At 58.2% G+C, this 22431-nt stretch carries 21 protein-coding genes; 18 read left to right on the forward strand and 3 right to left on the reverse strand.

Annotated features, from left to right (window positions below; genetic code table 11):
• Nucleotides 1–670 (reverse strand): cation transporter (locus ACIQ47_RS03000; RefSeq protein WP_396436779.1); only part of this gene is annotated, 670 nt, incomplete at its 3' end.
• Nucleotides 671–746: 76 nt separating this feature from the next.
• Between ACIQ47_RS03000 and ACIQ47_RS03005 the strand changes: the two genes are divergently transcribed.
• The 7 genes from ACIQ47_RS03005 (at nt 747) to minE (ending at nt 4921) form a co-directional block, all read left to right on the forward strand.
• Nucleotides 747–944, forward strand: a complete 198-nt coding sequence (locus tag ACIQ47_RS03005) for a heavy-metal-associated domain-containing protein (protein ID WP_396436780.1) — start codon at nt 747–749, stop codon at nt 942–944.
• A 112-nt stretch (nt 945–1056) separates the two neighbouring features.
• Nucleotides 1057–1542 carry a Spy/CpxP family protein refolding chaperone gene (locus ACIQ47_RS03010; RefSeq protein ID WP_396436781.1) on the forward strand — a complete coding sequence of 162 codons (486 nt, stop codon included), beginning with the start codon at nt 1057–1059 and terminating at the stop codon, nt 1540–1542.
• 125 nt (nt 1543–1667) lie between these two features.
• On the forward strand, nt 1668–2552 hold the full coding sequence (locus ACIQ47_RS03015; RefSeq protein WP_396436782.1) for a DUF2189 domain-containing protein: 885 nt from the start codon (nt 1668–1670) through the stop codon (nt 2550–2552).
• On the forward strand, nt 2552–2761 hold the full coding sequence (locus ACIQ47_RS03020) for a DUF2788 domain-containing protein (protein ID WP_396436783.1): 210 nt from the start codon (nt 2552–2554) through the stop codon (nt 2759–2761). The genes ACIQ47_RS03015 and ACIQ47_RS03020 overlap by 1 nt, the downstream gene beginning before the upstream one ends.
• 286 nt (nt 2762–3047) lie before the next feature.
• A complete protein-coding gene (gene minC, locus ACIQ47_RS03025; protein ID WP_396436784.1) occupies nt 3048–3812 on the forward strand; it encodes a septum site-determining protein MinC in 765 nt (254 codons plus the stop codon).
• A 29-nt stretch (nt 3813–3841) separates the two neighbouring features.
• The gene (gene minD, locus ACIQ47_RS03030; RefSeq protein WP_396436785.1) at nt 3842–4657 is read left to right on the forward strand and encodes a septum site-determining protein MinD; all 816 of its coding nucleotides are present in this window, start codon (nt 3842–3844) and stop codon (nt 4655–4657) included.
• 3 nt (nt 4658–4660) lie between these two features.
• Nucleotides 4661–4921 (forward strand): cell division topological specificity factor MinE, encoded by a 261-nt coding sequence (gene minE / locus ACIQ47_RS03035; RefSeq protein WP_296293223.1) that lies wholly within the window; start codon nt 4661–4663, stop codon nt 4919–4921.
• 94 nt (nt 4922–5015) lie between these two features.
• On the opposite strand, the gene ACIQ47_RS03040 is transcribed toward minE, so the two are convergent.
• Complete coding sequence (locus ACIQ47_RS03040) at nt 5016–8552, reverse strand: indolepyruvate ferredoxin oxidoreductase family protein (RefSeq protein WP_396436786.1); 3537 nt, start codon at nt 8550–8552, stop codon at nt 5016–5018.
• 119 nt (nt 8553–8671) lie between these two features.
• Between ACIQ47_RS03040 and ACIQ47_RS03045 the strand changes: the two genes are divergently transcribed.
• Nucleotides 8672–9148: an Lrp/AsnC family transcriptional regulator gene (locus ACIQ47_RS03045; protein WP_396436787.1), complete on the forward strand. Its 477-nt coding sequence runs from the start codon at nt 8672–8674 to the stop codon at nt 9146–9148.
• On the opposite strand, the gene ACIQ47_RS03050 is transcribed toward ACIQ47_RS03045, so the two are convergent.
• Nucleotides 9149–10459, reverse strand: a complete 1311-nt coding sequence (locus tag ACIQ47_RS03050) for a Glu/Leu/Phe/Val dehydrogenase (RefSeq protein WP_396436788.1) — start codon at nt 10457–10459, stop codon at nt 9149–9151.
• A gap of 268 nt (nt 10460–10727) precedes the next feature.
• Here ACIQ47_RS03050 and mnmG point away from each other — a divergent pair, with 268 nt between their 5' ends.
• The 10 genes from mnmG to iaaH all read left to right on the forward strand — a co-directional run bounded on the left by mnmG (nt 10728) and on the right by iaaH (nt 22431).
• Nucleotides 10728–12710, forward strand: coding sequence for a tRNA uridine-5-carboxymethylaminomethyl(34) synthesis enzyme MnmG (gene mnmG / locus ACIQ47_RS03055; protein WP_396436789.1), 1983 nt, complete (start codon nt 10728–10730; stop codon nt 12708–12710).
• Nucleotides 12707–13354, forward strand: coding sequence for a 16S rRNA (guanine(527)-N(7))-methyltransferase RsmG (rsmG, locus tag ACIQ47_RS03060; RefSeq protein WP_396436790.1), 648 nt, complete (start codon nt 12707–12709; stop codon nt 13352–13354). The genes mnmG and rsmG overlap by 4 nt, the downstream gene beginning before the upstream one ends.
• Nucleotides 13355–13446: 92 nt before the next feature.
• Nucleotides 13447–14061: a LysE family translocator gene (locus tag ACIQ47_RS03065; RefSeq protein ID WP_396436791.1), complete on the forward strand. Its 615-nt coding sequence runs from the start codon at nt 13447–13449 to the stop codon at nt 14059–14061.
• A 15-nt stretch (nt 14062–14076) separates the two neighbouring features.
• Complete coding sequence (locus tag ACIQ47_RS03070; RefSeq protein WP_396436792.1) at nt 14077–14847, forward strand: ParA family protein; 771 nt, start codon at nt 14077–14079, stop codon at nt 14845–14847.
• Nucleotides 14848–14867: 20 nt separating this feature from the next.
• Nucleotides 14868–15446: an RBBP9/YdeN family alpha/beta hydrolase gene (locus ACIQ47_RS03075; protein ID WP_396436793.1), complete on the forward strand. Its 579-nt coding sequence runs from the start codon at nt 14868–14870 to the stop codon at nt 15444–15446.
• Nucleotides 15447–15448: 2 nt separating this feature from the next.
• Nucleotides 15449–16357 (forward strand): ParB/RepB/Spo0J family partition protein, encoded by a 909-nt coding sequence (locus tag ACIQ47_RS03080; RefSeq protein ID WP_396436794.1) that lies wholly within the window; start codon nt 15449–15451, stop codon nt 16355–16357.
• Between the two features lie 50 nt (nt 16358–16407).
• Nucleotides 16408–18114, forward strand: coding sequence for a hybrid sensor histidine kinase/response regulator (locus ACIQ47_RS03085; RefSeq protein ID WP_396436795.1), 1707 nt, complete (start codon nt 16408–16410; stop codon nt 18112–18114).
• Entirely contained in the window at nt 18111–19853 is a 1743-nt protein-coding gene (locus tag ACIQ47_RS03090; RefSeq protein ID WP_396436796.1) for an ATP-binding protein, read from the forward strand. Before ACIQ47_RS03085 ends, ACIQ47_RS03090 begins: the two co-directional genes overlap by 4 nt.
• Nucleotides 19854–19966: 113 nt before the next feature.
• On the forward strand, nt 19967–20701 hold the full coding sequence (locus ACIQ47_RS03095; protein ID WP_396436797.1) for a response regulator transcription factor: 735 nt from the start codon (nt 19967–19969) through the stop codon (nt 20699–20701).
• A 101-nt stretch (nt 20702–20802) separates the two neighbouring features.
• Nucleotides 20803–22431: an indoleacetamide hydrolase gene (iaaH, locus tag ACIQ47_RS03100; protein WP_396436798.1), complete on the forward strand. Its 1629-nt coding sequence runs from the start codon at nt 20803–20805 to the stop codon at nt 22429–22431.

Below are 22431 nucleotides of genomic sequence, written 5' to 3' on the forward strand. Positions count from 1 at the left end.
GGCGCAAGGCGTGCAGGGCGCGGATGGCCTCGGTGGTTTGGCGCTTGGCACGCGTCTCCAGCCATTTGCCCAGCATCACCAAGGTGATGACCACGGCAGAACCCTCAAAGTACAGGTGCGGCGCGTGCCCCACGTGCGCCGTGAGCCACAACCAGACCGACAAAGCCCAACCGGCGGTGGTGCCCAGGGCGACCAGCAAATCCATGTTGCCCGTGAACGCTTTCAGCGCGTGCCAACCGGCTTTGTAAAAACGTGCGCCCAACACAAACTGCACGGGCGTGGCCAGCGCAAATTGCAGCCAAGCAGGCAGCATCCAATGCTGGCCCCACAGCTCGGCCAGCATCGGCAGGACCAATGGCGTGGTCAGCAGCAGGCCCACACCGACCGGCATGAAGCCTGCCCAAGGTGATTCACGGCCTGCATCGGCCTGTGCTTCGGGCGTGCGTGGCTCGTACCCGGCTTCGCGCACCGCGCGGCGCAGGCGTGCGTCGCTCACGTCATTTGATGCCACTTCGACGCGGGCCGATTCGGTGGCCAGGTTGACCGTGGCACTGAGCACGCCTGGTGTTTTTTTCAGGGCTTTTTCGACCCGCGCCACACACGATGCGCAAGTCATGCCGCCGATGCCGATGTCGTAGGTGATGGGGGAGTCGATTTTGATCTGTGTCATGGCATGAAGTCCTTGATGGTCTATGCTCAGACCTGACCCAAAATGGTCGTGTTCAGTTCATTAAAGAGGATGCATCATGAACCAAATTTTCACCGTTGAAGGCATGACGTGTGGCCACTGCGAAAAAGCAGTCACCAAAGCTTTATTGTCTTTGGATGCACAGGCCAAGGTTGTGATCGACCGCACACACAACACTGTGCAAGTGGCTTCTGAAAAACCCCGAGAAGCTTTGGCACAAGCCATTGCCGATGAAGGTTACCGCGTCAATGCTTGAATTTTTTGCAGAACAAAAATACCTGATCTTTACAAATCAGCACAATCCGCGCACATCCCGGATACATGGGCAGATCACACTGCAGGCATCCCATCAACCAAAGGATGTTTCCATGAAATCGATTCGCACCACCTTGATCGCCACGGCCTTGATGGCCGGTCTGACCGGTCTGGCTTTGGCCCAAAACACCACAGCCTCCACCGATTCCAACCGTGTTGGCCGCATGGAGAAAATGCGCGAGCACAAAGCTGAGCGTCACAACCAACATTTGACCGAACTCAAGTCCAAACTGGTCTTGCAAGCCGCTCAAGAACCTGCGTGGAACAGCTTCACGCAGTCGATGCAGCACCCTGCCCGCATGGCTCGGCCTGAACGTGCCAGCATTGAAAAAATGACCACACCTGAGCGCTTGGACCAGATGCAGGCCATGAAAGCCCAACGCGACGCGCACATGCAACAACGCACTGAAGCAACCAAAGCTTTTTACGCCACGCTGGACACCGAACAAAAGCAGGTGTTTGACAAGGAAACCGCCCGCTTGATGAAGGGCTCTGGCATGCATGCCATGAAGCACCTAGGCGGTCACGGCCACCATTGAGTTTCCATGAGCACCACCCCGCCGGGTTTTCCTCGGTGTGACTGAATCCAAAAGGCTGCTTGGCAGCCTTTTGCCATTTGATGCAGGTCAAATTCAAAATTCGCCCGGGGGATAAGCTGGATGGCATGGCACAAGCTTCCCCTCCCCCCCACCGATCGCCCAACCCGCGACCCGAACAACCTCCGGCTGGACCTGGGCGTTTGAACTTGCCTGGCGTTTTGCCCATCGACGGCATGCAACCCCTGAATTGGCTCTATTTGGGTCTGAAAGACATGGGCCATTCACCTTGGATGAGCCTGGCGCATGGCCTGATCATGGCACTGGGTGGTGGCTTGATCACTTGGCTGGCCCACGACCAGTTCTGGTTACTGGCCGGTGCGGTGTCGGGCTTTCTGGTTGTCGCTCCAGTTTTGGCCACCAGCTTGTACGCCATGAGCCGCGCCATCGAAAGAAACGACCCCGTAAACCTGCGACTTTTGTTCAAAACCTGGACGCAATGGCAAACGCTGCAGAACAATGAACCTGTGAGTTACTGGTGCCTAGTGCGTTTTGGTTTGTTGCTGGGCTTGGCGGGCACGGGCTGGGTGATGACTTCGTCGGCCTTGATCTTTTTGTTGGCCCCAGTGCCTGTCCACACCCCCATGGATTTCATTCGCCATGTGGTCCTCAACCCCGACAGTGACTTGTTTGAATTGTGGCTGATGCTGGGCGGCTTGATGGCTGCGCCAGTTTTTGCCTCCAGCGTGGTGGCGATGCCTTTGCTGCTCGATCGCCAACTCAACACCTTGCAAGCTGTTCTGGCCAGTTGGAAGGTGGTCTTGACCCACCCCTTGCCCATGGTGCTGTGGGCGTTTTTGATCATGGGCCTGAGCATGCTGGGCATTTTGAGCTTGTTCATCGGCCTGATCGTGATTGTGCCCATGCTGGGCCACGCTTCTTGGCATGCCTACCGCGATCTGGTGGACACCCGCGATGTACCAGAGCGCATGCCCCGACAAGAGGCTGAGTGATGTGGATTTTCACAGAAGAGCAATTCGCCTGGTTTGGCCTGACCATCGGCGTGAGCTTTTTCATGCTCTATATGCTGTTCATTGTCTTGCAGTTGGCCCGGGAGTCCAAAGCAGGTAAATTCGGCACCTTTGTCATCTTTCTGGGCCTGGCTTTCGGCATGCTGGGGTTTGTAGCCAAAGGGGTCATTCAATGGGCGATTGACAAATGAGAAGCGACTCGGGAAAAAGCTGTGGATAAAAATAGAGCAACCCCTGACTTATCCACAGTTTGCTCCAGTTTGGAAAAGTTGTTCATTTTGGCGTGACAGCACAAAAGCAAGGTCACACACATGCTTGAAAAGCATGCAAGTCCTTGTCCGAGTTGAGAAAAAATGCCTTGTCCACAACGCAACCCCACCCTTACTACTACGACTATTTAAAGATATAAAACGATAAAGAGATAACAATCAAGAAGTGCGCTGCTAAAATTTGTGTCTTTTCCACCCTGACAGCAATATGGCGATCGCTTCAGAAGACCCTTCCAATCCCTGTTACGAGATCAAAAGCGCCGATTTGTCCTTGGTGGCTTTGCTGCTCAAAACCACCGACATCACAGAGGTTTCACGGGCTTTGAAGCAACAAATGGCTGAAAGTCCAGGGTTTTTTGACCAAGATCCCGTGGTGATTGACGTCAGTGGTTTGACCTTGGTGGATGATGAAACCATTGACCTCGCGCGCTTGATGGGCGTTTTACGCGAATACGCACTGATCCCTTTGGCCATCAAAGGGGCTTCACCTGCGCTTATGCAATTGGCCAAGGGTGTAGGCCTGGTCGATGCATCGGATGCCCGCATTCGGCGTTCTGTCCCCCTTGCTGAGCCACCAATACCCCAAGCCCTCCCTGTTGAACAGCTTGCGTCGCAACCTGCACTTGCTGGTGCCATGCGCATTGACAGGCCTCTGCGTTCAGGTCAACAGGTGTATGCCAAAGGGCGCGATCTGATTGTGATGGGCATGGTCAATGCTGGTGCTGAAGTGATCGCCGATGGCCACATCCATGTTTATGGCTCTTTGCGTGGCAAAGCCATTGCGGGTGCCAGAGGCGATGGGGATGCCAAAATTTTTGCCATGGTGATGGAGCCAGAACTCATTTCCATCGCCGGGGTCTACCGCACCAGCGAAAATCCATTGTCCAAAGATGTTTTGGGCAAACCCGCACAAGTTTCTTTGCAGTCAGGTCCGGATGGGGATAAATTGCTGATCACGCCTTTGAAAATTTAATTTTTTATTTTGTCCAAGAAAGTTTATCCATGGCAAAAATCGTTGTTGTGACCTCTGGCAAAGGCGGCGTGGGTAAAACCACGACCAGCGCCAGTTTCGCCACGGGCTTGGCCCTCAAAGGTTTCAAGACTGCTGTCATTGACTTTGATGTGGGCCTGCGCAATCTGGACCTGATCATGGGCTGCGAGCGCCGCGTGGTGTATGACCTGATCAACGTGATCCAGGGCGAAGCCAACTTGAACCAAGCCCTCATCAAAGACAAACAATGTGACAACTTGTTTGTGTTGGCGGCTTCTCAAACCCGCGACAAAGATGCCTTGTCTCAAGAAGGCGTTGAAAAGGTTTTGAATGACCTGAGTGGCATGGGTTTCGAGTACATCGTGTGTGACTCGCCTGCCGGCATCGAGACTGGTGCATTGATGGCCATGCACTTTGCCGACGAGGCCTTGGTGGTGACCAACCCGGAAGTGTCTTCGGTGCGTGACTCAGACCGCATCCTGGGCATGTTGGGCAGCAAAACCAAACGTGCGATTGACGGCGCAGACCCGATCAAAGAGCACCTCTTGATCACCCGCTACAACCCCAACCGGGTTGAAGAAGGGCAGATGCTGTCGCTGCAAGACATTCAGGACATCTTGCGCATCAAGTTGTTGGGCGTCATTCCTGAAAGCGAAAATGTGTTGCAAGCTTCCAACCAAGGCACACCTGCGATCCATATGGCCAACAGCGATGTGTCCGAGGCATACAAAGACGTGATCGATCGTTTCTTGGGCGAAGACAAGCCCATGCGTTTCACCGAAGCTGAAAAACCCGGTTTCTTCAAACGTTTGTTTGGAGGCAAGTGAACCATGTCGTTTCTTTCCTTTCTGTTGGGCGAAAAGAAGAAAACTGCCGGCATGGCCAAAGAGCGCCTGCAAATCATCCTGGCACACGAGCGCAGTGGCCGCAATGCCGCTGAGCCCGATTACCTGCCTGATTTGCAGCGTGAACTGGTGGCGGTGATCAGCAAGTACATCAAGATCAACCCCAACGACATCAAAGTCAATTTGGAGCGTCAGGACAACCTTGAGGTGCTGGAAGTCAAAATCGAATTGCCCGACTCACGCTGAGTCCTGTTGTTGCGGCTTTTTTGAGCCGTTACTTGCTTGTCTCTGATGCGGTGTTTCAAAATGCCATGGCCCCTTGATCAGGGCCATGGTTTTTTTATGGTTGGTCCAAAGATGCCCACAAGGAGCGTGCTGCGCGAATATTGCGTTCTTTGACATGCCCATAGCCTTTGATGTTCTCTGGCACCTGGGCCACTTTGACCGCATGGGCATGGGTTTGCTCTGACAGTTGCGTCAAGTTGCGTTCGATGTGTGCCATGTATTCGCGGATCAGGGTGCGTTCGGTCTGCCGCTCTTCGGTTTTGCCAAAGAAATCGAGTTTGGTGCCGCGCAAACCCTTGAGTTTGGCCAAAAGTTTGAAGCCCGTGAGCATGACGGGGCCGAACTTTCTTTTGACCAATTCACCTTGGCTGTTGCGCTTGGACCAAAGCGGCGGGGCCAAGTGGTAGTGCACTTTGAAGTCGCCCTCAAAACTGTTTTGAAGGCGTTCCATGAAACCCGTTTGTGTGTGCAAACGGGCCACTTCGTATTCGTCTTTGTAGGCCATCAGGCGGTACAGTTGACGCGCCACCGTTTCGCTCAAGAGTGTTTTACCCAAAGGCGCTTCGGTGGTTTGCACACGGCCCACGATGTTTTGGTAAAGCTGGGCATAAGCCGCGTCTTGGTAATCGGTCAGTCGTGCCATGCGGTCAGTGATCAGGTCGTCCAAAGATTCACGTTTTTTGAACTGGATCACTTGCACGGGCTGCAGGGTTTGCATCAGTGCGTCGATTTGATGCGCTGCGTGACGGCCCCACTCGAAAGCGGCCAAGTTGTTTTTGACCTGCACATCATTGAGCTCAATGGCCCGCACCAAAGACTCGCGATGCAAGGGCACCCAGCCCATTTGCCAGGCGTAGCCCAGCAGCATCGGGTTCACATAAATGGTGTCGCCCATGAGTTGTTTGGCCAGGGCATCGGCATCAAAAGCGCCAACGCCCGACACACCAACTTGCGCCGTAATTTCGGCCACACATTGGTCAGCCGGGTTTTGCCAATTGCCATTTTTCACAAAAGCAGCGGTGGGTGTGCTGTTGCTGTTCAGGGCCACATGGGTGCGACCTGCACGCATGCGCACCGTGGTTTCTTTGGAAGCACTGACGATGGGGTCGCAACCAATGATCAGGTCGGCAGCAGCCATGCTGACGCGTGTGGTTCGGATTTCATCTTGGGTGTTGGCCACCAAGATGTGGCTCCAAGTGGCGCCGCCTTTTTGGGCCAGACCTGCCGAGTCTTGGGTGACGATGCCTTTGCCCTCTATGTGCGCGGCCATGCCGAGCAGCTGGCCAATGGTGATGACACCTGTGCCCCCCACGCCCGCCACCACCATGCCCCACGGCTGGTTGATGAGGGGCAGTTTGGGCTCGGGCAATGCACCCAACGAGGCAGGGTCTGGGGCTGCACGGGTCGCGGTGGCTTTCTTTTTGAAGGTGCCGCCTTCCACCGTGACAAAGCTCGGGCAAAAGCCCTTAAGGCAACTGGTGTCCTTGTTGCAGGTGCTTTGGTTGATGGTGCGTTTGCGCCCCAAAGGCGTTTCAAGTGGTTCGACCGACAGGCAGTTGGATTGCACGCCACAGTCGCCGCACCCCTCACACACCTCTTCGTTGATCATCACCCGAACAGCAGGGTCGACCAGGGTGCCGCGCTTGCGGCGGCGGCGTTTTTCAGTGGCGCAGGTTTGGTCATAAATGATGATGGTGGTGCCTTTGATCTCGCGCATTTCGCGCTGAATGCGGTCAAGTTCGTCGCGGTGGAACACGCGCACACCTTCGACCAAAGCCACGCCATCGTATTTATCGGGTTCGTCAGTGACCACCACAATGCGTTGCGCACCTTCGGCTTTCATGCTCATGGCGATTTGCACCACGCTGTGGCCTTCGGCTCGTTCACCGACGGGCTGCCCCCCGGTCATGGCGACGGCGTCGTTGTACAAAATTTTGTAAGTGATGTTCACACCCGAAGCCACGCTCTGGCGCACCGCCAAAATGCCACTGTGAAAGTAAGTGCCGTCGCCGATGTTGGCAAAGATGTGTTGGTCGGTGCAGAAGGGTTGTTGGCCGCTCCATGGCACGCCTTCGCCACCCATCTGGGTGAAGCCCGTGGTACTGCGGTCCATCCAGATGGTCATGAAGTGGCAGCCGATGCCCGCCATGGCGCGTGAGCCTTCGGGCACCTTGGTGGACGTGTTGTGTGGGCAGCCCGAACAAAACCAGGGCTGGCGTTCTGCTACCGCCCCAGGGGACCGGGTCTTCATCAGCGCGTCTTTGCCCTCCAGGATGGCCAAGTGTGCGTCGATGCGTGCGGTGGCGTCGGCGTCGATGCCTAGCTTTTTCAGGCGCTTGGCGATGGCGCGGGCGATGATGGCAGGCGTCAGGTCTGCGTTGGCACGCAGCAAGGTGCGCTCGGTCGGGTTGGGAATGGACCATTCGCCGCCCGAGGTGTCGCCATCGGTCTCGTCGAATTTGCCCACGATGGTGGGGCGCACATCGTCGCGCCAGTTGTACAGCTCTTCCTTGAGTTGGTATTCGATGACTTGGCGTTTTTCTTCCACCACCAAAATCTCGCGCAGACCGGTGGCAAATTCGCGGGTGGTGTTCGATTCGAGGGGCCAGACCACGCCCACTTTGTGCACCCGGATGCCCAAGCGCTGACAGGTGGCGTCATCCAGTCCCAGATCGAGCAGGGCCTGGCGTGTGTCGTTGAAAGCTTTGCCGCTGGCAATCAGGCCGAACCGATCGTTGGGGCCTTGAATGACGTTGTGGTTGAGTTTGTTGGCGCGGATGTAGGCCAGGGCTGCGTACCATTTGTAATCAAACAATCGCGCTTCTTGCTCCAGTGCGGTGTCGGGCCAGCGGATGTGCACGCCGCCAGGCGGCATCACGAATTCGGGCAGCACGATCTGCACACGCTCGGGGTCGATGTGGGCGGTGGCACTGGACTCGACGATTTCCTGAATTGTTTTCATGCCCGACCAAATGCCGGCAAAGCGGCTCAGTGCAATGGCGTGCAAACCTTGGTCGAGGATGTCTTGCACGCTGGCCGGGAAAAACACGGGCAGGCCGCAGGCCTTGAAGATGTGGTCGCTCTGGTGTGCGGCGGTGGAGCTTTTCGCCACATGGTCATCGCCCGCCACGGCCAGCACGCCGCCCCAAGGCGTGGTGCCGGCCATGTTGGCGTGTTTGAACACGTCTGAGCAGCGGTCCACGCCGGGGCCTTTGCCGTACCAGATGCCGAATACGCCGTCGAACTTGTGGGTGCCCGGGGGCGCAAAACCCAGTTGTTGTGTGCCCCACAAGGCGGTGGCAGCCAGCTCTTCGTTCACGCCAGGCTGGAACACGATGTGCTGGGCCTTCAGGTGGTCTTTGGCTTTCCACAGTGACTGGTCGTAGCTGCCCAAGGGCGAGCCCCGGTAACCACTGATGAAGCCCGCCGTGTTTTTGCCTTGCAGCGCGTCGCGTTGGCGCTGCAGCATGGGCAGCTTGACCAGGGCCTGCACGCCACTCATGAAAGCGCGGCCGACATCAAGGCTGTATTTGTCGTCCAGCGTCACCGTCTCAAGGGCCTGGCGAATCGAATCGGGCAAGGGGGCGTTCATGTTCTGTCCTGCGTCTGAAATGGTTGGCACAGTTTAGAGCGTGTCAGCGGACAAGTGCTTGCTTTCGGCGACAGGATTTGCCCTATGATTTGAAAGAATCTTGCTTGAAGAGGGTTATTTTGGAAACACTGGATAAATTTGATTGGGCCATATTGAATGAACTTCAAACTAATGGCCGCCTGACCAATGCTGATTTGGCGCAGCGCGTGGGTTTGTCGGCCGCGCCGTGTTGGCGGCGGGTGAGGGCGCTGGAGGAGTCGGGCGTCATCAAGGGCTACCGTGCCGAGATTGACCGCCAGAAAGTGGGGCTGGATGTGTTGGCCTTTGTGCGCTTGGATGCCGAGCGCAACCGGGGTGATGTGACGCGGCAATTGGAAGAGGCGATTCGCAAGATTCCCGAAGTCATTTCGTGCCACTACATCAGTGGCACCGGCACCTTTGAGCTGCAGGTGGTCAGCAAGGACCTGAACACCTTCAGCCAGTTTGCGCGGGATGTGCTGCTCAATCTCCCCAATGTGAAAGACCTGCACACCAGCTTTTCGCTGGGCGAGGTCAAGGCCGCCGGGGCCTTGCCTTTGCAGGGGTACAAAGGATGATCAAGGGTACAAACCCCGCAACTCACGCGCTTGCAAGATGCGCGTACAGGCCACGATGAAGGTGGCCGTTCGCAGGCTGACCCGGTGCTCGTCCGCGACCTGCCAGATAGCCGCAAATGCCTCGCGCATGATGCGCACCAGGCGGGCGTTGATCTCGTCTTCGCTCCAAAAGAAGCTTGAGAAATCCTGCACCCATTCGAAGTAACTCACCGTCACACCGCCAGCGTTCGCGATCACATCAGGCACGACCAGAATGCCCCGCTCGTGCAGGATGTCGTCTGCTTCGGGCGTGGTGGGACCGTTGGCCCCTTCAATGACCATGCGGGCCTTGATCTGCCCGGCGTTGGAGGCGGTGATTTGTTGCTCCAGCGCAGCCGGGATCAGGATGTCGCAATCCACGCCCCAGAACTGCGCGTCGGGCAGGGTTTCAGCCATCGCAAAGCCCTTGACGCTGCCGTGTTCGCTGACATGTTTGAGCAGGGCCGGCACATCCAGGCCCGAGGCCTTGTAGAGCGTTCCGCCATGGTCCTGCACCGCCACCACGGTGGCACCGGTCTGGGCAAACAGCTTGGCGGCGATACCGCCCACATTGCCAAAGCCTTGCACGGCAATTTTGGCTTTCGTGATGTCCAGGCCAATGTGCTGAGCGGCTTCTTGGCCCACGGTGTAAACGCCACGCCCGGTGGCTTCACGTCGGCCCAATGAGCCGCCCAGAGCAATCGGCTTGCCGGTGACCACGCCCGAGGCGGTGGCGCCTTCGTTCATCGAATAGGTGTCCATCATCCAGGCCATGATTTGCTCGTTGGTGTTCACGTCCGGGGCGGGGATGTCTTTGGTGGGGCCGATGATGATGCCGATCTCGCTGGTGTAGCGGCGGGTCAGGCGTTCCAGCTCGCCCCGAGACAGGGTTTTGGGGTTGACCCGTATGCCGCCCTTGGCCCCACCAAAAGGCAGGTTGACGGCCGCGTTTTTCACCGACATCCAGGCCGACAGCGCCATGACTTCAGACAGCGTCACATCCTGGTGAAAGCGCACGCCGCCTTTGCCGGGTCCACGGCTGGTGTTGTGTTGCACGCGGTAGCCTTCAAAGTGGGCCATGGTGCCGTTGTCCAGTTCAATCGGCACGTCCACGATCAGGGCGCGCTTGGGGCGCTTGAGGGTTTCGACCCAGCGCGACAAGCTGCCCAGATAGGGCGTGACCCGGTCGACTTGCTGCAGATAGATGCCCCAGGGGCCGGGGTGTTCGGGGTTCAGGTAAGAGGGCAGAGCGTGCTGGCTTGTGGCCTTGGCGCTTGCGGCGGAGTTGGACATGTGTGCTTGCCTTTCTTGTCGCTGACGACTTGTCAGTGCGCTGGATCTTAGGTTCAAGCAGGACCGCCGTCCAAGGCTGCTTTACTCTTACCTTATGCGCATAACGCATAAGGCTGCCGGTCTGGCCGTGGTGGTTTTTGCGGGTGTCTGCGCTGGATGCCACGGACAACGCCCTGCCTGTAAAATCATCAAATTCAGCCGACCCCGTGGCAGGGCGGCTCCGTGGCGCAGGCGGCGCCCATTTTTGGCCTTCAAAGGGCAGACTTTCATGCTTTACCCTCAAGAATTCGACGTGATCGTGGTCGGTGGCGGCCATGCCGGAACCGAAGCGGCGCTGGCCTCAGCCCGCATGGGCTGCAAAACGCTTTTGCTTACCCACAACATCGAGACGCTGGGGCAGATGAGCTGCAACCCCAGCATTGGCGGCATTGGCAAGGGCCATTTGGTCAAAGAGGTCGATGCCTTGGGTGGTGCCATGGCGCTGGCCACCGACGAAGGCGGCATCCAGTTCCGCATCCTCAACAGCTCCAAAGGCCCGGCCGTGCGCGCCACACGCGCCCAGGCCGACCGTTTTTTGTACAAAGCCGCCATCCGACGAATGCTGGAAAACCAGCCCAACCTGTGGCTGTTCCAGCAAGCGGTGGATGACCTGATGGTGGAGGGCGACCGGGTGGTGGGCGCTGTCACGCAGGTGGGTATTCGTTTCCGTTCGCGCACGGTGGTGTTGACTGCTGGCACGTTTTTGGACGGCAAGATCCATGTGGGCTTGCAAAACTACGCGGCGGGTCGTGCGGGCGATCCCCCGGCTGTCAGCCTGTCGGCGCGCCTGAAGGAGCTGAGGCTGCCGCAAGGGCGTCTGAAGACCGGCACGCCGCCGCGCCTGGATGGCCGCACCATCGATTTTTCAAAGTGCTCCGAGCAACCCGGCGATGGTGTGCCTGGTGGCATGAACCCCGAGGGCGGGGTGCCGGTGTTCAGCTTCATGGGCAAGGCCGACCTGCACCCCCAGCAGGTGCCGTGCTGGATCACCCACACCAACGAACGCACTCACGACATCATCCGCTCGGGCTTTGACCGCAGCCCCATGTTCACCGGCAAGATCGAGGGCGTGGGCCCGCGCTATTGCCCGAGCGTAGAAGACAAGATCAACCGTTTTGCCGACAAGGACAGCCACCAGATTTTTCTGGAGCCTGAAGGCTTGACCACCCACGAGTACTACCCCAACGGCATCTCGACCAGCTTGCCGTTTGACATCCAGTACGACCTGGTGCGCTCGATGAAGGGGCTGGAAAACTGCCACATCCTGCGGCCCGGCTACGCCATCGAATACGACTTTTTTGACCCCCGCGCACTGAAGAACAGCTTTGAGACGCGGCAGATCAGCGGCTTGTTCTTTGCGGGGCAGATCAACGGCACAACCGGTTATGAAGAAGCGGCTGCCCAGGGCTTGTTTGCCGGCATCAACGCCGCGCTGCAATGCCGGGGCGAAGCCGCCTGGTTACCTGCCCGCGACCAAGCTTATTTGGGTGTGTTGGTCGATGACCTGGTCACGCAAGGCGTGACCGAGCCTTACCGCATGTTCACCAGCCGGGCCGAGTTCCGCTTGCAGCTGCGCGAAGACAATGCCGACGCGCGCTTGACCGAAGTGGGACGACAAATGGGCTTGGTGGACGACGCCCGTTGGGACGCGTTCAGCCGCAAGCGCGACGCTGTTTCACGTGAAACAGAGCGTCTGAAGTCGGTTTGGGTGAACCCGCGCAACTTGCCAGCAGCGGAGTCTGAGCGGGTGTTGGGCAAAGCCATTGAGCATGAGCACAACCTGTTTGATTTGTTGCGAAGGCCCAATGTGACCTATCCAGCCCTCATGACGTTGGATGGTGGCCGCATGGCCAGCGCCGATGTTTCACGTGAAACACTGGGCGACCTGAGCGCCCCGGTGATCGAGCAGGTGGAAATTGCGGCCAAGTATTCCGGCTACATCGACCGCCAAAAGGGCGAGGTGGAGCGGGCTGCTTTTTACGAACACCTGCGTTTGCCCGAAAGCCTGGATTACCTGCAGGTCTCGGCCTTGTCGATCGAGGCACGCCAGAAGCTGGCCAAGCACCGCCCGGAAACCCTGGGTCAAGCTTCGCGCATTTCGGGCATCACGCCCGCCAGCGTTTCCCTGCTGTTGATCCACCTGAAGAAGGGCGGCTTCAAGGGTTTCATGCAAACCGCCGATGATCGGGCCGAGATGGGCGTGCGGGCATGAGTGTGAATTTGGAGGCGGGCCTGCGTTCCGGCGTGCAGGCTTTGGGTTTGGCTTTGTCGGATGCGCAGATTCAGCACTTGCTGGCCTATGCGGCGCTGATCCAGAAATGGAACAAGGTCTACAACCTGACCGCTTTGCGCGACCCGGCGGACATGCTGACGCACCACCTGTTGGACAGCCTCACGGCCATTGCGCCTTTGTCCCGGCACATCCAAGGTCAGCCGATCCATGTTTTGGATGTGGGTTCAGGCGGTGGTTTGCCCGGCGTGGTGCTGGGCATTTGCATGCCCGAGCTGAATGTGACCTGCGTGGACACCGTGGCCAAGAAAGCCGCCTTTGTGCAGCAAGTGGCCGTGAGCCTGAAGCTGCCCAACTTGCGCGGCTTGCATGCACGGGTCGAATCCCTGACCGATCCTTATCAGGTCATTTGCTCCCGCGCATTCGCATCCCTGCCTGATTTTGTGACCTGGTCCCGTTCGGCCCTGGCCGAGGACGGCGTGTGGATGGCCATGAAGGGCAAACACCCGCAGGGCGAAATCGACGCCTTGCCTGACGATGTGAAAGTGTTTCACGTGGAACCTTTGACGGTGCCAGGCTTGGATGTGGAGCGTTGCATGGTGTGGATGCGGCCCAAGATGGTGTGAAAGAGGGTACGTTTCACGTGAAACACCCCGTTCTGCGTGGATCGTTCTGAGCGCATCACTTACACTCGCCACACTCCCCTGAAAGTGCATCTATGTTTGGTATCTCCGATTACGGCGCATTTGTTGCGGCCATTGTGGTGTTTCTGGCCATTCCCGGTCCTGGCAATCTGGCCCTCATCACCTCCACCAGCAAGGGCGGCGTGGCCGGGGGCCTCATGGCCACGTTGGGGGTCATCGCAGGGGATCAGGTTCTGATGTGGCTGGCGGTGGCGGGTGTGGCAGCGGTGTTGACCACATACCCGGCGGCATTTGTGGCCATCCAATGGCTGGGCGCCGTGTACCTGGCTTGGTTGGGTTGGAAGATGCTGTTGGCCAAACCCGGCGATGCGCCTGTGTTGAACATCCGGCCCCGGCAGTATTTTCAGCAGGCCTTGGCCATCACCTTGCTCAACCCCAAGGCGATTGTTTTTTACATGGCGTTCTTCCCCTTGTTCGTGGACCCACAAACCCATCGGGGATGGATCAGCTTTGGCGTCATGGCCGCGACCATTGCCGCGTTGACTTTTTTGTATGGCCTGGGCATGACCTTGCTCACCCACCACTTGGCTGAGCGCATGCGCGCCAGCCCCATGGCGGGTCGTGTGCTGGAAAAGGTGGCGGGCATTTTTCTGGTCGGCTTTGGCATCAAGCTGGCCATGTCCAAATAACTCCGAAAGCGCAGCATGGCCAAGATTTTCTGCATTGCCAACCAAAAGGGTGGCGTTGGAAAAACCACCACCACCGTGAACCTGGCCGCTGGCCTGGCCAAAGTCGGGCAGCGGGTGCTGTTGGTGGACCTGGACCCGCAGGGCAATGCGACCATGGGTTCGGGCATCGACAAACGGCAGCTGGCGCTGAGTGTTTACGACGTGTTGCTGGAGTCTGCCAGCATCCAGGAGGCGGTGGTCAAGGCCGACAAATGCGGTTACGACGTGCTCAGCGCCAACCGTGAATTGGCGGGGGCGGAAGTGGAGCTGGTGCAGCTGGAGCACCGCGACCAGCGCCTGAGAAATGCCTTGGCCGCAGCAGATGCCGATTACGATTTCGTGTTGATCGACTGCCCACCGTCGCTGTCCATGCTCACGCTCAACGGCCTGTGCTCGGCCCATGGCGTGATCGTGCCGATGCAGTGCGAATACTTCGCGCTGGAGGGCCTGACCGACCTGGTCAACACCATCAAGCAGGTGCATGCCAACCTGAACAAGGACCTGAAAATCATCGGCTTGCTGCGCGTCATGTTTGACCCGCGCATCACCCTGCAAGTGCAGGTCAGCGATCAGCTCAAGGCGCACTTTGGCAACAAGGTGTTTGACACGGTGATTCCGCGCAATGTCCGCTTGGCCGAAGCCCCCAGCTATGGTTTGCCCGGTGTGGTGTTTGACCCGTCGGCCAAGGGCAGCCAAGCCTATGTGGAGTTTGCCCGCGAAATGGTCAAGCGTGCGCCCACGCTGTGAGCCGAGAGACCCTTCGCGCCATGACCGATTTGACCGATGACACACGCCCTGGCACGAAAGGGGCCTCGGTCAGTGTTTTGATCTTGCCCGGCTGGCAAGGCAGCGGACACGATCATTGGCAAATGCACTGGGCTCGTTTGTACGGCTACACCGTGGTCGAGCAGAACGACTGGCTGCACCCCCTGCGTGGTGACTGGCTGGCCCGGCTGGACGAGGTGGTCATCGATGCACCAGGTCCGGTGGTGCTGGTGGCGCACAGTTTGGGGTGCATTCTGGTGGCGGCTTGGGCTTCATTTTCACGCCACACCGCCGGCGTGCGAGGCGCCTTGCTGGTGGCGCCCGGTGACGTGGAAGCGCCAGAGATGCGGGACCGTTTTTCCGGTTGGACGCCCATTGTGCGCCAGCCCTTGCCTTTTCAAAGCCTTCTGGTGGGCAGCCAGAATGACCCCTATTGCCCCGCAGACCGAGCCCAGGCGCTGGCCCAAGATTGGGGCGCCCAATGGCTCGACTTGGGACTGGCGGGGCACATCAACGCCGATTCATCTTTAGCCGCCTGGCCGCAAGGCCATGCGCTCTTGCAAACCCTCATGAAGGAATGACCATGGTCACCAAAAAACCGAAAGGCCTTGGCCGCGGACTCGAAGCCCTGCTGGGCCCCAAAGTGGAAGAAGCGCCGATTGTGGCCAACAGCGGACAGCCCACCCAGCTCAAGCTCGAGCAGATGGTGGCCGGCATGTACCAGCCGCGCACCCGCATGGACGAAGGTGCTCTGTACGAACTGGCCGAGTCGATCAAGGCGCAGGGCATCATGCAGCCGATTCTGGTGCGTCAACTCACCGATGGCCCCAACGCCGGCAAATACGAAATCATTGCAGGCGAGCGCCGCTTTCGCGCCTCACGCCTGGCGGGCCTGGAATCCGTCCCTGTTTTGGTGCGCGATGTGCCCAACGAGGCCGCTGCCGCCATGGCCCTCATCGAGAACATCCAGCGCGAAGACCTCAATCCGCTGGAAGAGGCGCAGGGTTTGCAGCGCTTGATCAAAGAGTTCGGGCTCACCCACGAAGCGGCGGCACAGGCGGTTGGCCGTTCGCGCAGCGCGGGCAGCAACCTGCTTCGCTTGCTCAATTTGACAGAGCCCGTGCAGGCCATGCTGATGGCGGGAGATCTCGACATGGGCCATGCCCGGGCCCTGTTGTCCCTGGACAGGGCGGCGCAAATTACCGCAGCCAACCAGATCAGCGCGCGCAAGATGTCCGTCAGGGAGGCGGAAAGCCTGGTCAAAAAGCTGGGCGCAGAGTTCAATTTGTTGACGCAAAAACCAAAAAAGGAAAAATCACGGGACATTCGCCGCATTGAAGAGGAGCTCTCCGACCTCTTGACCGCAGAGGTGGAGGTTCGGGTGAAAAAACGTGTCAAGCGCTTGGGACGGATGGAGGAGTTGGGTGAGTTGAGCATTCAGTTTGGCTCGCTGGACGAGCTCAATGGCTTGATCGACAAGCTGCGGGGATAAGACCTGTGTCAAGGCGGCTGTTTGGATGGCTCAATACCTGGTGGCGGACCTTGTTCTGGCCAGAGGGTTTTTTGCGTCTGGAGTCGCTTACCATCTATTTGATGTTGGTGTGCTTGACCACCTTTTGCGGGTTTTTGTTCACGCCCATACCGGCGGTGGCGCAGGCCAATTTGGTGGTTTCCGCTTTGGCGTTAGGCCTGTTTGCCGTGGTCCGTATCCGGGCGCTTTTTGGCTTTCTGGTGCATGCCGTCACTGCGCTTTGTGTGCTGCTCACGTTGTACACGGCCACACAGACGGGCGGCATCAATTCCACGGCCGTGATTTGGCTCAATGTTCTGTCTGTCCCCGTGTTGTTGTTCCTGGGTCGCCCGGCCTCGATGGTGTGGATGGGGGTCATGCTGCTGTCCATTGCAGGCTTGGCCTGGTTGACCAGGGTCGGCTGGATCAGCAGCCACATCCAGGTGTCCTCATCGGTGGTGACCTGGGCTTTTTTGAACCATATGCTGGCGTTGTTGAACCTGATCCTGGGGGTTCGCATTTATGAACACTTGCACAATGTGCAATTGCGAAAAATCAATCAGCGCAATGAGGAGCTGGAGGCCGTGCATCAGACCTTGATTCGGGCGCAGGCGCACAAGGACGAATTTGTGGCCGCTGTTGGCCATGAGTTGCGCACCCCGATGAATGTGATTTTGGGTTTCAACGGCGTATTGCAGCGAGAGTTGTCTGATTGTCCGGAGCAACTTTTGGTGGTGGGCCACATCCGTCGCTCGACCGAGCATTTGTTGAAGGTGGTCAACGACATCCTGGATTTTTCGCAACTGCAGGCAGGCAAACTGCGTTTGAATTCTGCGGACTTTGTTCTACAGACTTTGCTCGATGAACTGCAACAACGGCACATTGAAAAAACGAAGGCCAAGGGCCTGATGCTGCATTTTCAGTCGGATGCCAGCTTGCCTGCACGCTTGTGCGGCGATCGCAACCGATTGCGCCAAATCCTGAACAACTTGATCGACAACGCCATCAAATTCACGACCCAAGGCATGGTTCGGGTCTCGGTAACAGCCCACGGACACTGTTTGCGCTTTGAGGTTCAAGACACTGGCCGGGGCATCCCCCCTGAGCGGCAAGAGCACATATTCAGGCGGTTTGAGCATGTCGATGTCCAAACCAACCGCGCCTACGGCGGCACGGGTTTGGGCTTGACGCTGTGCGAAAAACTGGTGACGTTGCACGGTGGCCGCATCGGCGTTGACAGCCAAGAGGGTGGGGGTTCATTTTTCTGGTTTGAAATTCCATTGCAAGAGGCTCAGGAGACGGACTTGTCCATGCCCGTGCCCAACGACGACTTGTCAGACGAACACCTGCGTATTTTGGTGGTGGACGACAACAAGGTGAATTTGATGGTGGCGCAATTGCAATTGCAAAAATGTTGGCCCCATGCATCGGTCACCATCGCTGACAGCGCTGCCAAAGCGCTGAACCTGATGGACCAGCAGGTGTTCGATGTCGCCTTGATTGACATGATCATGCCCGACATGGATGGCCTGCAGGTCACACAGCAAATTCGTCGGCACTTTCCGGCCATTGCAGCCCAAATGCCCATATTGGCCCTCACGGCCAACACCAACCCGGTCGACCGGGAGCGCTGCTTGGCAGCAGGCATGCAAGAGGTGTTGCAAAAGCCCATCGAGATGGGGGTGTTGATGGCCACGGTGGGCCAATATGTGCGTCGCGCACGGGAGGGCAAGCTGTGAACTGGCTGGCCAGCCTGCGCCAGGGCGCGCCCCGCCTGGTGAGCCATTTGCCTGTGCGCTACCAAGACGGCAAGATGCCGTATTTCTTCTTCTTCATGTGCATAACGATCGTGGTGTTGTTGATTTTCGTCGCGATCAGTCCCTACCCGTTTGCCTCCGTGATCTTCGGCTCTTTGGCGGCTTGTTTGCTGCTGCTGCTGTGGTTGGTCAACAAGGGCTTTTCTTTGAACGGGGCCGTTCATGTGGGTACTGGCCTTGGCGCGCTGGTTCTGTTTTATGGGGCTTGGGTCTCCGGGGGGGTTTATTCACCCCGATTGGGGTGGATGTTGATTTTGCCTTTGACCCCTTTTTATGTGATCAACCGCAGGGCGGGGGTTTTCTGGATGTCGGTGGTGCTGGTGTTGCAGGTCGTCATGGCGGTTTCCAACCATTTGGGCTGGATTCAGGCGTTCGAGACGGGCATCAAGCATGTGCCGTCGTCGTATTTGACCTACACCTTTGTGACCTGTGTGTTGATGGTGGTGCCCTTGATTTATGACCACATGTACCGCGAGGCCCTTGAAAAAAGCCGCAATCACCAACTGGAGCTCGAGGCCAAACGAGAGGAGCTGGAGCACACCTCGGCCATGCGGGAGCATTTCATTGCCACCGTAAGCCACGAGCTGCGCACCCCCATGAATGCCATCCTGGGCTTCAACGCCTTGTTGTTGTCCCGCGTGCAAGACAAGCCCGAGGCCCTCAAGGTGCTCAACCACACACGCCAGTCGGCCGACCACCTGATGACGGTGATCAATGACATCCTGGACTACTCGCAACTGCAGTCTGGGCAATTGGCCATTCAGCCCGAAACCTTTGACCTGCGCCTTACCGCAGAACATGCTTTCGAGTTGTTCAAGCCCCGCGTGGAAAGCATGGACCTGGCGTACCGCCTGGTGTTGGACCCGGCCTTGCCCGCTTGGGTGCACACCGACCGCCACCGTCTGATGCAGGTGCTGGTGAACTTGCTCGGCAATGCGCTCAAGTTCACGCACCAGGGCTCGGTGGTTTTGCAGGTGTGTTGGACCGATCCCGGGGTGGAGTTCTCCGTGCAGGACACCGGCATTGGCATCGTCAAGGCGCGGCAAGACCAGATCTTCAAACGCTTCACCCAGGCTGAAAACGACACGCAAACCTTGTACGGCGGCAATGGCCTGGGACTGGCCATTTCACAGAAATTGGCCCAATTGCTCGGTGGTGAAATCGGCTTCGAAAGCGAGCCCGGTCAGGGCTCACGTTTTTGGTTGCAGCTGCCATTGACGCCGGCCACCCCGCCGGCCAAGTTGCCCGAGCAGCACCAGCAGCCGCTGCAAAGTGCCGACCGGGCTTGGACCTTTTTGGTGGCCGATGACCACCCGCTGAACCGGTTGTTGCTCAAACAGGTTTTGCAAAACGCCTGGCCTCAAAGCACCGTGCTGGAGACGGGGGATGGGCAAAAGACTTTGGCGCTTTTGCGCGACCAAGCGGTGGACTTGGTTTTCATGGACATGGTCATGCCGGTCATGGACGGGATCGACGCCACACGGCTCATCCGTCAAGACCCCGTTGTGCGCATCAACCAGGTGCCGATTTTGGGCCTGACGGCCAACATGAACCCTTTGGATCTGGCGCGCTTCACATCGGCGGGACTCAGTGGTGTGATGCTCAAGCCTTTTGAGCCTGAACAATTGTTTGAGCGCATCGAGCAATTGTTGCTGCCCTGAGCCAACGCCTGGGTGTGAATCCTTGTTTTCAAGGATGGGATAAACCCCGTAGGGATTTTGTCCTGCTCGATATCTAATCCACGATCAAAACCGCAAGCTTTCAAGGAATGAGCATGTACCTCAGCGCAAAGCAAACGGTGCTGCTCGGCCAGATCATGCAAACCTTGGCCGAACCGCATGAAGAATTGGAAATCCGAGAAATCATGGGTGACTTGGTCATGCAATTGCTGGGCGCGCAGTTTTACGCCAGTTACGTCTGGCAGCCAGGCTCTTTGAGCTTTGCACTGCCCACCCAGATCAACATGGACCCCATCAACCTTCGGGCCTATGAAAGCCATTACCAGTTTCACGACCCGATCACGCCCCTGATGCAGCGCTACCAAGTGGCCGTGCGTGCGACCGATGTTTTGTCCCTTGTAGAGCTGAAAAAAACGGAGTTTTTCAATGACTTCCTGAACAAGGACGGCCTGTATTGGGGGGTGAACCTGTATGCCTGGTACCAGGGGCAGAATTTGGGGGACATGCGCATCTGGCGTGACAAGCGCCGTGAGAACTTTTCACACGATGAGTTGCGTTTGTTGGACATGTTGCAACCGGCGTTTGTGACCGCACTGGCCAGGGCGCAACGGCCCACAAAGACGCTGGACCTGCCGCTCAACACCTTGTCTCAGCGCTTGACACCGCGTGAGCAGGACGCCGCACGCTTGGTGATGTTGGGCTTGCCGGACAAAGAGATCGCTCGGGCGTTGCAGATCTCGACCACCACGGTGCGCACGCATCTGGAAAATGCTTTTCGAAAAGTGGGTGTGAGCAACCGCGCGGCCCTGGTGCACAAGTTGAGAGCCTGAATGCGCGACCCTCCGCAATCCCGAGGATGGTGGCAAACAGAGGGGTTGCCTAGCATGAAGACAACGTCCATCCGGGCGTTTCAACATCCAAGGAGACCTTCATGACCCCCAATACATCCCGTCGACAATTTTTCAAAAGCACGGGCGCTGTGTCAGCCGCTGCCATGTTGGGCGGCGCTGGCTTGACCGCCTGTGGCGGCAGCAGCAGTGGCGTTGCGGCATTGAGCGCAGACGAACAACTGGCGCTCACCGCCACGCAGGCCTTGGCCGCCTACAAAGCAGGCAGCTTGACCGCCACCGCTTACATCACCAACTTGATCAACCGCGCCAAGGCTTTGTCTGAGCTCAACGCCATGATCAGCCTTGACGAAGCAGGTGCCCTGGCTGCGGCCAAGCAAGTCGATGCCGACCGCGCTGCAGGCAAAACCATGGGCGCCTTGGCCGGCTTGCCGATTGTGGTCAAAGACAACATCAATACCAAGGGCCTGAAAACCACGGGCGGCACTTCGTCGCTGCGCAATTTCCAGCCCAAAACCAACGCCCCTTCTGTACAAAAACTGCTGGATGCAGGCGCCATCATTTTGGGCAAATCCAACCTGCACGAGTGGGCCTTTGGCATCACTTCGACCAACTTCACCCTGGGCATTGACCCCATCACCAAAGAAGCCACCCGGCCTGCCAAAAATCCCTATGACACCAGCCGCATTCCCGGCGGTTCATCGGGCGGTACCGCCATTGCAGTGGCCGCACGCTTTGCGCCAGCAGGTTTGGGCACCGACACCGGTGGCTCAACACGCGTGCCCGCCTCGTTCTGCGGTATTGCGGGCTTTCGCCCCTCGGTGGGCGATGGCGCTGGCCAAGGTCGCCGCTACCCAGACACAGCATCAGACGCGCTGCCGATCAGCACCACGCGTGACACCGTGGGCCCCATGGGCCGCACCGTTGCAGACATTGCCTTGCTCGATGCGGTCATCACAGGCGGCGCAGTGCCAACCGCCAAAGTGCTCAAAGGCCTGAAGATCGGTATTCCAGCTGCCTTCTGGGCGGATCTGGACGACAGTGTGAAGACGGTGGCCGATGCCGCCAAGAAAAAACTGGCAGATGCGGGCGTGGTGTTTGTCGATGCCGACTTGAGCGGCATCATGGCGCTCAACGATTCAATGTCTTTCCCGATTGCGTTGCATGAACCCGTCGCTGCGATTCCTGCCTATTTGAGCGCCAACAGCGCGCCCGTGACCACCGTTGCACAAGTGCAGGCCGGATTGGCCAGCCCTGACGTGCAAGGTGCGTTTGGTGCGATCGCGGGTGATGTGTTTGCCGCCGCTTATGACGCGGCCATGGTCCCCACGACAGGAGGTCGCGCGCAACTGCAAAAACTCTACAAAGACTACTTTGCGGCCCAAGGCGTGGAGTGCGTGTTGTTCCCAACGACCCTCTTGGCCGCGCCCAAGATCGATGCAGTAACGGGCTCCAGTTCGGGAAAACTCCCCTACACCGTCGGCGGTGTGGCAAAACAAACCGCACGCGACACCTTTGGCACCTGCATCTTTCATACCGACCCCTGCACCAATGCTGGCATTCCTAGCCTGTCGATCCCTGCGGGTCTGACGGCTGGCGGCTTGCCCGTGGGCATGGAGATCGACGGCCCATTGGGCTCGGACAGCAACTTGCTGGCCATTGGCATGGGCATCGAGGCGGTGTGGGGCTCACTGAAAGCACCTGCGGTCTGA

Origin of the sequence: Limnohabitans sp., assembly GCF_044373035.1 — a bacterium.
Classification (GTDB): Bacteria; Pseudomonadota; Gammaproteobacteria; order Burkholderiales; family Burkholderiaceae_C; genus Limnohabitans_A.